Origin of the sequence: Noviherbaspirillum sp., from assembly GCF_036846085.1 — a bacterium.
In the GTDB taxonomy this organism is placed as follows: domain Bacteria; phylum Pseudomonadota; class Gammaproteobacteria; order Burkholderiales; family Burkholderiaceae_D; genus Noviherbaspirillum.
In genome coordinates this window covers 2,796-13,047 of the sequence record NZ_DAIUCO010000143.1, presented here as the reverse complement: position 1 = coordinate 13,047, position 10,252 = coordinate 2,796, and the positions used below count along the sequence as shown (strand labels likewise).

Here is a 10,252-nt window from a genome sequence, read left to right as displayed (position 1 = left end):
CGATGACACCTCCACCATCCAGGTCGACTCGCGAGAGAACTTCGTCAAGCTGCGCGAGTTCGGCACCACCTACACGCCATCGGTATTGGCCAAGCTGGTGCACTACACCGGCGAGCGGCCGCTCTTCGACCTGTATGGAGTGGAAGAGGAAATACAGCGTGCGCTCGGGCGGCGCGTCGACCTGAAATCGGGCGGTTACCTGATCGTCGACCAGACCGAAGCGATGACCACCATCGACGTCAACACCGGCAGCTACGTCACCGGCCGCAACTTCGACGACACGATTTTCAAGACCAACCTCGAAGCCGCCCATGCGATCGCGCGCCAGCTCCGGCTGCGCAATCTCGGCGGCATCATCATCCTCGACTTCATCGACATGGAGAGCGCCGAGCACCGCAATGCGGTGCTGGCCGAGCTGCACAAGGCGTTGTCGCGCGACCGCACCAAGGTATCGGTCTCCGGCTTCTCGGCGCTGGGGCTGGTGGAAATGACGCGCAAGCGCACGCGCGAATCGCTGGCACATATTCTTTGCGAAACCTGCCCTGCCTGCGGCGGCAAGGGACAGGTGAAGACGGCGCGCACCGTGTGCTATGAAATCCTGCGCGAGCTGCTGCGGGAGGCGAAGCAGTTCAACCCGCGCGAATTCCGCATCCTTGCATCGCAGGTGGTGATCGATATGTTTCTTGAAGAGGAATCGCCGCATCTCGCGATGCTGGGGGACTTCATCGGCAAGCCGATCTCGCTGCAGGTGGAGACGCTGTATCACCAAGAGCAGTACGACATCATCTTGATGTAGATATTGCGGCTGTAACGGTTGGCCGGCAGCCAGGCTGGCAGACGTCGTCTTGGATGAATCATTTTGGCCTGCAGCGCTGCTCGCCACTGTTCAAGCATTGCCTAGCTAAATTCACGAGCCTTCGATGAACGCAAGCTGCCGGCAGCAATGCACGCCAGTAGTGCGGCAGCAGAATGGGCTGTTGCTTTCATCAGGATAGGTCTGTTACTCATGCGGAAGAACCATGAGCGAAACATGCGCTTCCATTTTCTTTTCACGCTGCATCGGCGTAATACCCCCGCAATTTGACACAGAGGCATTGCAGAGCCAGCCTTGCCGTCTTTCGACGGGATGATCTGGCACCATCGGCACTCTGTGTTCAAGCGGTCGGTTTGCGAGGCACGCGTTGCGCGGGGTCATAAAAAAACGTCTCTTCCGCAATCTGCTCGCCTTCCCAGCGCTGATAAGCCAGCTCTTCCATCTCGGTGACGGTCCCATCGAGCCACTCGAAACGAAAGATCCAGCGGATAACTACTTTGTTGTCGGCAACGAAAACGGGGCGTATGCACCGTGACTCTACGGACTTTGCCCTGGCGAGCACTTTCCGTTCATTCGCTACATGCGAGCTTCTTCCGATTCTCGGCGGCCCTTGATTCTCCTGCATTGAGGAGTCTTCGGTATAAAACTCTTCGCAGGCCTCTGCATGAGCGCCCTCTTCAACTCGCTTGATGAAGCGCTCAATAGTTTCAGTCGTTGGCATATGGTCTTTCAATGTGAGCGCGTCAGGTTGAACGAGCGCTGACGCTCGACATAAACGGCAAACACAAGCAAGCGACGCAAGAAGAAGTCGCCGTAGTCATCGTGTACGACGTAAAAAACCTGTCCAACGTTAGTGGATATTGTGCATCCGACTAATGCCGAGGAGGCCGGCTCGACGAGTCGTTGTTCACCGGTGCGTTAAACCTAAAGTTATTCATGCGGACTTGCTTCCTTATCACCATCCTTTTTGGGCATAGGAACAAACGGACCTTGCACTTGCAGTTTCGTGTAGCGCTCAACCTTTTCTTGCCCGAAGAGCTTGATCAACCACGAGATGCCGAAGAAACAGGTAATCAAGGCTGCCACCGATGCCAGAACAATTCCCAAGATTATCAGTAGTGTCTGCAAAGTTTCCTCATTTGGATTCAACGTTCGGTTGATCGGCACGGCCACGTGCCCGAGTCCAAGCCCATGTTAGGCGCGCCCACATTCTGGTTGAGTATTGTATCCAAGCTATTCTAATTTTCTATCCAGGCCTTCACGGAAGCATACGGAACATACGCACAGGCCTCAATACCTTTCAGCCCCATTCGTCGCAGGCAATTGTGCGGTTATCCGCTCTCAATGCATGACTTAGGTATTGGACTGTGGAGTTGAAATCTACCTCGCCCCTTGCGTCACGGCTTGGAGTAATCGGTAGCCATGCTGACACAGTGCCTAATACCCCTGTTCATCGATCGATATTTTTGTGCCATGTACTAAATCTTCTAAACCGATGACATGCACTTGTTTCCCCGTTTTGCTGCTTACATACTTGAAACCGTTTGGACAGATTTTTCTATACAAAGTAATAGACTCAGTCTCCTCAAATGACATTACATGCTTAACTTCTAAAACAGAAGCAGAAACATTGCACTCATTTATTGTGAAATAAAAGCCATAAATGCAAAGACAGCAAAGCAGCGTAGCAACTATCCAGCACAGCAAAGAAGCCAGATTAACTTTTATTAGTGCCGGAACAACGCCAAATATTCCCGCAAGGATTGGAACTAGCCAGAGATACCAGAAAAGCCCTCGGATGAGCGACATTCCAAAAGAATTTGATGCATCCGAATACGTAACCATCCAGGCAAAATACCCACTACTTACTCCTACGACTATGGCCGTAAAAACAGTGACAAAAATAGGCGGAAGATACGCCGGACTTAGCTTCAATTTTTGTTTGCGTAACGCATAAATGGCGAACTAACAGCAGGCTGGCGAAAGCGCGTTGAAAGCACGTCCGTGTCGATTGACTTGTTAGAGCGCATTTGCTCTGCTCCCACGCATTCTCAAAACAGCCCATGCCAACAGCGCACCGAGTGGACCGACCGCCACCAGATTCCAAAGCGGCATGAAAATTAGACCCAGCGCCGCGGTGGAGCTCTTCGGAGCGATGAACACGGAGTAGTGCATGAAAGCATCTGCGACAAGACAAGCGCTCACAGCGCCAAACGCGATCACCTGGGTACGAACAAACCATGAAAGTCCGGCCCCAACTGCGTACGGCGCGCAGGACCACAAAAACAACGCGACCAGAAAGAAGCTGAGTTCACCCCCTGCCTTAAAGATGACCGTATAGAGGTGTAAGGCCAACCCCACACCGCTTACGGCGAGGGCAATCGAAGAGAGACGAGATGCTTGCATGTGCTCTAACGTGTCGGATAACCAGCGGCGAAGCCGGCTGCGTTGATTTCCATGTTAGGCCTATTGAACTTCGCGATATGGGGCCGGACGCCCATGGTGCTCATGGTATGCATGTAATATCGCCTCGACGGGAAATGAATCGTCATTCATAAATCGCTTCAGAACTGGAATGAGCCATTCAGCACCGGAGAGTGTCAAGTGTTCTTGCCAAGAACTTAGTAGCTCTTGCACGGAGCATTGTGCACCATGTGTGTGATAGCCAACGCCACGCCAGACACACAGTTGGTGAATGACTGGATCAGTTACGAGATCAACACCAACAAACTCTAGATCGTCTGGTGTTCGCCGCTTCGCCAGTTCGTATATGCGATTGCTCATATGCCTAACGCTGCGATAACGGGCGCATTGCGTCCAGGTTCATCGAAATGTTAGCTGGACAAAGATGCACCAGAATGAACCTTAGCCGCGACTTCACTCTCCCTTTTCGTCTCCAAGCCAAGAAAACTATCAACATCAAAGCCGAGTTTGGCAGCAGCTTGAATATATAGCCCAAGAGTCGCGATATCGACCAGGCCGAACAATGGCTGGTCAAAGTTGGGAGGAATGTTTTCACCCTTGCCCAATGTTGGTTCAGGAAATGGCGTCTTGCTTTGTAAGGCCACGAAGTCTGCGTACTCCGAAATCTTTTCGGCGAGGTCTTTTGGTTCGACTTCGTGAGACAGCATATTACGAAGCTTATTTAGATCTGCAATGGCCTTCCACATCCAGTGATCGGGGGACACGGAAGTGCAGCAGGAGCGCGCGACGGCGAGCAGCTGACCAAAAGTCAGACGCGCGCCGCGTAGTACTTCGGGATGCGGAAGAGTCTTGGCAAGAAATGCCCGAAGCAGCTCTTCAAGAAGCAAATGAGCCTTCAGCACTGAATATGTGGGATCGACTGGCTTTGGAGTAATCCAGCGCAAGTATCCTTCAATGTTGTTTTCCGCCATATTTTCTCTCCTACTCGGCTGTGTAGGCTAACGTAAAGATGACCGGACCACCAAAACTAGCGGAGAAGTCGCCTCCTGCTGTTGTGGGTCCGTGTCAATTGACATGTTAAGTTTCATCGGAAGCCCTTCGGCAACCTAAGTTTCAAGAACAACGCCGCTACAAGACTGCCAAACACTAGAAACGCAACGTTGCCGATAACGGACGTACAAAAGGGTGCAATCAGCGGCGCTGAAATTAGCCCGAAGAGAAGAGCGATGAATGGGTGAATGTTACCGATGAGACGTCGGCCCGATGGAACGGCCATTGCCACGCAGCACAGAAAAACGAAGACTAGTTCAATGAGTAGCGGGCCTGCCAACTGCCAGGGTACATAAACCTCAGTGAAGCGCTTGCCACCTAAGGCGTAGCGGACGTTCCCGACGTAGACCTCGCCAGTTTGGATTGCGGTGCGCACTTCGAAACATAAAGCGTAGACGACCGCGATAGCGCCCAGAACGCCAAATGCGCGCGTTAAGGTGGTTTGCCCGTCGTACGAGACACGATCGCTCATATGAAATTTAAAACGAATAGAGTTTATCTGTCGCTCCAGCAGCGTCAATCAAGGGTTGCGGTGTGGCAGCGGCAGATAAACGCTGTTGGACTGGACCGCCATCTCTGGCGGAAGTTATGGGGATTGTAAGCCGGACGGGGGGTGGGTTGGCAAGCGAATCCAATGCTCGCTGACCACATCTGTGATTTGATACACGTGCCGACAAGCAGGCGCGTGTCGGGGGTGACCGGCCCTGCTTTGACCTTGCATCGATCTTGCAGCACTGGACGAGCGCCGTCCTGGCGCCGTCGCTTGCCATCTCGCGTCGCAAAGCATTTCGTGCATTTCGTGGGCCCTGTTCATGGCGGCCCTGTCGCGCAAGCGCGCCACCGGCTTGGTGCGACCACTTCCATCAAGCGCATGGTGGGCTGTCCGCAATGTGGGCAGAAAGCCAGTTCCTGTCCCGTCACCCGCTGGAAGAACGCCTCGACCGCCTCGATCACGGCAGTGTCTGGTTCCGGCGCCTCCAGTGCCTGCCGGCACAGCGCCAGTTGCTGGTGCTTGTGGACGCCGGCAAGAATGCCGTAGTGCCGGATGCGCTTGAATCCCGGCGCCAGCACATGTAGCAGGAAGCGGCCGATGAACTGCTGCGCCGGCAGCCGTTCGATGCGCTTCTTGCCGGCATTGGCGTTGTCGCGCACCCGAAACGAGACGATGCCATCGGCCATGCTTGCCAGCCGCTCATTGGAGATGGCCACGCGGTGGGTGTAGCGTGCCAGGTAGTCCAGCACCTGCGCCGGTCCGCCCAGCGGCTGTTTCGCGTACACCACCCAGTCGTGCCGATAGAGCGCGCGCAGCAGCTGTTGCCATGCGTTGTCGTCGATGCCGCCATGGCGCTGCAGGCGTCCTGCTTCACGCGCCTGGCCCAGTGCCGCAATGAACTTCGCGCGGAACACCTTCGACAGCGCCTTGACCGGGAACAGGAAGCCGCGCCGGCTGCAGGCCCAGCGGCCGTCATCGGTCAGCGCGCCGCTGGCAACCAGCGCATGCACATGCAGGTGCCGCATCAGGTTCTGCGACCAGGTATGCAGCACCAGCGAGAACGCCAGCTTCCCGCCCAGCCAGCGCGGATTGGCGCCGAAGGCGGAAAGCGTCTGCGCCGCCGACGCGAACAGGAGGTCGGTGATGGCCCGGAAGTGGTGGCTGGCCAGGTTGTTGAGCGCATGCGGGAGCGTAAAGACGAGATGCGTATAAGGGACCGGGAGGAGTTCCCTGTGCCGGGCGGCGATCCACTGTTCCTTCGCACGTGTCTGGCAGCGCGGACAATGGCGGTTGCGGCAGGAATGATAGACATGCCGGGTCGTGCCGCAGGCATCACACCGGTCGACGTGGCCGCCCAGTGCCGGGGTGCGGCAGGAGACGATTGCACGCCATGCCTTGGCTTGCGAGCGGGCGAGCGCATGCGTGGCAAGGTAGTCTTGCCCGTGCAGCCGAAAAATATCGGCCAACTGGGTGCGGCCGCAGTGCGCCACGTTCTGCTACTGCCTGTTCTTCAGTGCCGACAGCAGGTCCAATGGCGAGTTGGTCTTTGCCTGCTGCTGCCGCAGGTGCAGGTAGCGCGCCGTGGTCGTGATCTTGTCATGGCCCATCAGGCGCCCGATCGTATGGATGTCGACGCCGGCTTCCAGAAGGTGGGTGGCGAATGCGTGCCGCAGGCTGTGAATGCCGCCCTCCTTGTGGATGCCGGCGCGTTGCTTGGCGCGGTAAAACGCTTTCCGGGCGTGCGACACATCGATCGGGCCACTGCCATTGCCTTTGGCAAACAGCCAGTGCCGTGGCCGCTCTGCACGCCAGTACTGACGTAATGTTGCCAACAGCAGCGGCGATAGCAGTGAATAGCGGTCGCGGCCTCCCTTGCCTCCTTCGATACGCAGCATCATGCGTTCACTGTCGATGTCATCGACCTTCAGCGCACAGGTCTCCGAGACCCGCAATCCCGCTGCGTAGGTCGTCATCAGCAGGGCGCGGTGCTTGAGCAGCAGGCAGGCATCCAGCAGACGGGCGACTTCGTCGGGCGAGAGGATTTCCGGCAGCTTGGCGGCGGTCTTGCGGGCCGGGATGCAGCAATACGTATCGGGCTGATGCAGTGTCGTGTGGTACAGGAAGCGCAACGCGCAGGCTGCCTGGTTGGTACTGCTCCAGGCCAGCTTGCGCTCTTCGATCAGGTGCAGCAGGTAGCAGTGGATCTGGTTCTGGGTCAGGTACGCCGGCGACTGATGATAGTAACCGGCCAGTTGTTCGACCACCGCCAGATAGGCCTTCTGGGTGCGCGGGGCCAGACCGCGCAATTGCATGTCGGCGATCATCTGCTGACGAAGCGGACTCATGATGCTCTCCTCGAGTGAACTGGGAACACTCCCAAGTCCAGCGTAGGAGACTTGCTCGTCGAGCACCGTCCTTCGTTGCGCTTCTTGCCACCGCGCAGCGGTTTAGTTCAACCTAGAATATTAAACAGCTGAGAAGCGTTGTCAGAACTACATTTCACCAATATACTGTTTTTTTATACAGTACTAAATAACCACGAAATGCAGACACCTTCCGTACACACCAGCGATACGACTTCCTTGCCCACTGCTGCAAAGCCACCAAAGCTTCTTGACCAAGTCAAACGTTGCATCCGCGACAAGCACTATAGCTTACGGACGGAAGAAGCCTACGTCTACTGGAACCGATGGTACATCCGCTATCATGGCCTTCGGCATCCCATGGATATGGGAGCAACGGAGGTCGCGGCTTTTCTGTCGCACCTCACCAGTGAACGGAATGTGAGCGTTTCCACCCACAAGCAGGCATTGTGCGCGCTGCTGTTTTTGTACAAACAGGTTTTGCAAACCGATTTTCCATGGCTGCAGGATATCTACCGGCCCAATCGGCCACCGCGCCTACCGACCGTTCTGACCGAATGGGAAGTGACTGCAGTTCTGGATGAAATGAAAGGTATTCATGCCCTGATGTGCAGACTGTTGTACGGGACAGGCATGCGCATGATGGAATGCATGACCTTGCGGATCAAGGATGTGGACTTCGGTCGGCGTGAAATCATGATTCGCGATGGGAAGGGCCATAAGGACCGGGTCACGATGCTGCCGCTTGCACTGATCGCACCGCTCAAGGAGCAGGTCGCACGGGCGAGGCAGTTTTACGATGCAGACCGGGCCGGTTCCCGCCCCGGTGTGATGTTGCCCGATGCCCTTGAGCGCAAATATTCAAAGGCAGCGGTGCAATGGGGATGGTTCTGGCTTTTTCCTTCGGACCATGAATCGACCGATCCGCGCTCCGGCATCGTGCGGCGTCATCATATGTATGAGCAGACATTTCAGCGTGCCATCAAGCGGGCCGTCGAGGCGGCAAAGCTGACCAAGCGGGTGACGGCCCACACCTTTCGCCATTCCTTCGCCACGCATTTGCTGGAAGCCGGTTACGACATCCGTACTGTGCAGGAATTGCTTGGACACAGCGATGTATCGACGACGATGATTTACGTGCATGTATTGAACCGTGGCGGCCATGGCGTGGTGTCGCCCATTGATCGCATGAAGTAAGTCCTGCCCGAAGGGACATTATCGAGCCAACTGCCGCTCGCACTATGGAAGCCCTATGGCATGCCTTCGGTAGCCTGCCGGTTCCTTTCCGGACACAGGCGGGTTATCAAGAAATGGGATGCACCGGTGTGGCTGGCAGATTGCCGGCCACTTTGGACACTTGATTCGGCGCCTGCTTCAGCACATCGCTGCCCTACGTCACCGGATCAGCTTGGCATTCTCCTGCAACATGAATCCGCGCACGATCGCGTCCGCCGACACGTTGTTCAATGCCTCTACATAGCCTGCGTGGATACCCGCCATGCTCCGCATGGTTATTTTTCAGCGCCGGATTGCACTGCCTGACTATACTGAAATGGGCAGGCATCGTGCCTGCCCATTTTGTGAGGAGCTGATCATGACACGCAAATTTATCGATTGTCGGGAAGTACCCAGTGACATGCATTGTTCGGTAGCAATCTCGGCCGACAATGAGGACGAGTTATTGCAAGCCGCGGTGGACCACGCGGTTTCGGTGCACCATCACAGCGATTCGCCGGAACTGCGGCAGCAGCTGCGCCAGTTCTTTAAAGACGGCATGCCGCCTGAATTGCCGCACATGACGAACCAGGCCGGCAATGTTCCTTCCGATGCTTCGCACGCACACTAACCCTATGTTTGCAGCGCCGATCCATTCGGGTTGGCGTTTTTATTTGATCGGAAAAAGTGTTCATATCCAGCAGATAACCGTGCACTTTCTGATCAAGTCTGTTCTGGATACTGGAAGCCATTTCATAAAAGCGTTATGCAATCTATTCGTCATTCCCCCTCCGACTACCTCGTTCGCGGACGGGGCGTTGGCGGGAATCCAGGAATGCACCGGCTACACAAACGAGGAACGTGACGCATCTCTGGGTCCCCGTCTTCACGGGGACGACAAGTCACTATTTATGCAACAAGGTGTAGGTACCTTCAGAAAACATTGCGGCATCATCCTTCTACAGATCCCAAGGCAACCCTTCTCCTTTTGCGCTCGCGTACGACCGACCGGCTCCATGCCGGGAGAAACCGCGCCGGCCGTTCCGCCTGCGCCATCCTCCCGGCGATGACACCGTCAATTACTTCAGCACATCGCTGGCTTCCGCCGCCGCAATCAGCGCATCGGCATCTTCCTTCAGCAGGAACCCGCGCGCCATGGCGTTCGCCGCCGCTTTCCTCACCGCTTCCACATAGCCCGCATGGGAACCGTAGCGTTCCTCAAGCGACGGGCGCGGATCGTTGCTTGCCAGGCGCTGCGCCCTCGTCTTCGCGAACGGCACCATGCCGCCGACATAGTTGCAGATCTGGCCCGCGTGGAACGGCCGCGCGCCGCCGGCGGTGATGTTCCATCCCAGGTAGGTGCCCAGCGGCGCATCGAGCAGGACGACCGGGACGCCGCCCACCTCGTTGCCATCGGCATCCACCCGCGGCACCAGCATCTTGATGACCTGCTTGATCGGCGGCGGCGCGTTAGTCGGAACGCCGGATGCGTCGGTGTAGTTGAAGAGCGGGCCCCAGTCATAGTCCAGCACCGGCATGATGAAGCCGGGCTCGGGTGCGGTCGGGCGCAGTCCGGGGATGGTGGGGAAGCCCATCGCCTCCTTGTTGGCTTCCACCAGGTCGGGGATGTTACGGCCGCGGTTTTGCTCGCCATCCGCCCTTCTGCCATTCAGCGTCGGATAGATGCTGTCGGGCGGTGCCGTGTCCTTCATGACCCAGTTGCGGAAATGCACGCGCAGGGCATTCACGGTTTGCGTGTGGGGTACCGGGTTGGCGGGCAGGATACCCGAGCCGTAGTTGTTGCCGGGGCAGTTGGCCACCGGCGTCGGGTTCAGGCTGGTATTGAACCCGCCGGCGCCGCCGCCGTGGGAGGAGCTGGCGATGTAGTAGCGA

General features: G+C 56.7%; 12 protein-coding genes. 3 read left to right on the top strand and 9 right to left on the bottom strand.

Annotated features, from left to right (window positions below):
- Window positions 1–796: ribonuclease E/G (locus V7080_RS16285; RefSeq protein WP_334189445.1), on the top strand; the 796-nt coding region annotated here is incomplete at its 5' end.
- Window positions 797–1,154: 358 nt separating this feature from the next.
- Here V7080_RS16285 and V7080_RS16280 read toward each other — a convergent pair.
- The 8 genes from V7080_RS16280 to V7080_RS16245 all read right to left on the bottom strand — a co-directional run bounded on the left by V7080_RS16280 (window position 1,155) and on the right by V7080_RS16245 (window position 7,126).
- Window positions 1,155–1,535: a nuclear transport factor 2 family protein gene (locus tag V7080_RS16280; protein ID WP_334189446.1), complete on the bottom strand. Its 381-nt coding sequence runs from the start codon at window positions 1,533–1,535 to the stop codon at window positions 1,155–1,157.
- A 209-nt stretch (window positions 1,536–1,744) separates the two neighbouring features.
- Window positions 1,745–1,942 (bottom strand): hypothetical protein, encoded by a 198-nt coding sequence (locus tag V7080_RS16275; RefSeq protein ID WP_334189444.1) that lies wholly within the window; start codon window positions 1,940–1,942, stop codon window positions 1,745–1,747.
- A gap of 309 nt (window positions 1,943–2,251) precedes the next feature.
- Window positions 2,252–2,749, bottom strand: a complete 498-nt coding sequence (locus V7080_RS16270; RefSeq protein WP_334189443.1) for a hypothetical protein — start codon at window positions 2,747–2,749, stop codon at window positions 2,252–2,254.
- Window positions 2,750–2,833: 84 nt separating this feature from the next.
- Window positions 2,834–3,220: a hypothetical protein gene (locus V7080_RS16265; RefSeq protein WP_334189442.1), complete on the bottom strand. Its 387-nt coding sequence runs from the start codon at window positions 3,218–3,220 to the stop codon at window positions 2,834–2,836.
- A gap of 428 nt (window positions 3,221–3,648) precedes the next feature.
- On the bottom strand, window positions 3,649–4,209 hold the full coding sequence (locus tag V7080_RS16260) for a hypothetical protein (RefSeq protein WP_334189441.1): 561 nt from the start codon (window positions 4,207–4,209) through the stop codon (window positions 3,649–3,651).
- Between the two features lie 113 nt (window positions 4,210–4,322).
- On the bottom strand, window positions 4,323–4,808 hold the full coding sequence (locus V7080_RS16255) for a hypothetical protein (RefSeq protein WP_334189440.1): 486 nt from the start codon (window positions 4,806–4,808) through the stop codon (window positions 4,323–4,325).
- A 290-nt stretch (window positions 4,809–5,098) separates the two neighbouring features.
- Window positions 5,099–6,271, bottom strand: a complete 1,173-nt coding sequence (locus tag V7080_RS16250) for an IS91 family transposase (protein WP_334189439.1) — start codon at window positions 6,269–6,271, stop codon at window positions 5,099–5,101.
- Window positions 6,272–6,277: 6 nt separating this feature from the next.
- The gene (locus tag V7080_RS16245) at window positions 6,278–7,126 is read right to left on the bottom strand and encodes a site-specific integrase (RefSeq protein ID WP_334189438.1); all 849 of its coding nucleotides are present in this window, start codon (window positions 7,124–7,126) and stop codon (window positions 6,278–6,280) included.
- Between the two features lie 198 nt (window positions 7,127–7,324).
- Here V7080_RS16245 and V7080_RS16240 point away from each other — a divergent pair, with 198 nt between their 5' ends.
- Together V7080_RS16240 and V7080_RS16235 are read left to right on the top strand one after the other, a co-directional pair.
- Window positions 7,325–8,341: an integron integrase gene (locus V7080_RS16240; protein WP_334189437.1), complete on the top strand. Its 1,017-nt coding sequence runs from the start codon at window positions 7,325–7,327 to the stop codon at window positions 8,339–8,341.
- A 397-nt stretch (window positions 8,342–8,738) separates the two neighbouring features.
- Window positions 8,739–8,990, top strand: a complete 252-nt coding sequence (locus tag V7080_RS16235; RefSeq protein ID WP_334189436.1) for a DUF1059 domain-containing protein — start codon at window positions 8,739–8,741, stop codon at window positions 8,988–8,990.
- A 448-nt stretch (window positions 8,991–9,438) separates the two neighbouring features.
- Here the strand turns inward: V7080_RS16235 and V7080_RS16230 are convergent.
- A partial coding sequence (locus V7080_RS16230) for an alpha/beta hydrolase domain-containing protein (protein WP_334189435.1) occupies window positions 9,439–10,252 on the bottom strand: 814 nt, incomplete at its 5' end.

Coding starts and splice junctions, on each gene's coding strand:
- V7080_RS16235 (WP_334189436.1), top strand. CDS start 8,739: ATGACACGCAAATTTATCGATTGTCGGGAAGTACCCAGTGACATGCAT.
- V7080_RS16260 (WP_334189441.1), bottom strand. CDS start 4,209: ATGGCGGAAAACAACATTGAAGGATACTTGCGCTGGATTACTCCAAAG.
- V7080_RS16245 (WP_334189438.1), bottom strand. CDS start 7,126: ATGAGTCCGCTTCGTCAGCAGATGATCGCCGACATGCAATTGCGCGGT.
- V7080_RS16280 (WP_334189446.1), bottom strand. CDS start 1,535: ATGCCAACGACTGAAACTATTGAGCGCTTCATCAAGCGAGTTGAAGAG.
- V7080_RS16240 (WP_334189437.1), top strand. CDS start 7,325: ATGCAGACACCTTCCGTACACACCAGCGATACGACTTCCTTGCCCACT.
- V7080_RS16265 (WP_334189442.1), bottom strand. CDS start 3,220: ATGCAAGCATCTCGTCTCTCTTCGATTGCCCTCGCCGTAAGCGGTGTG.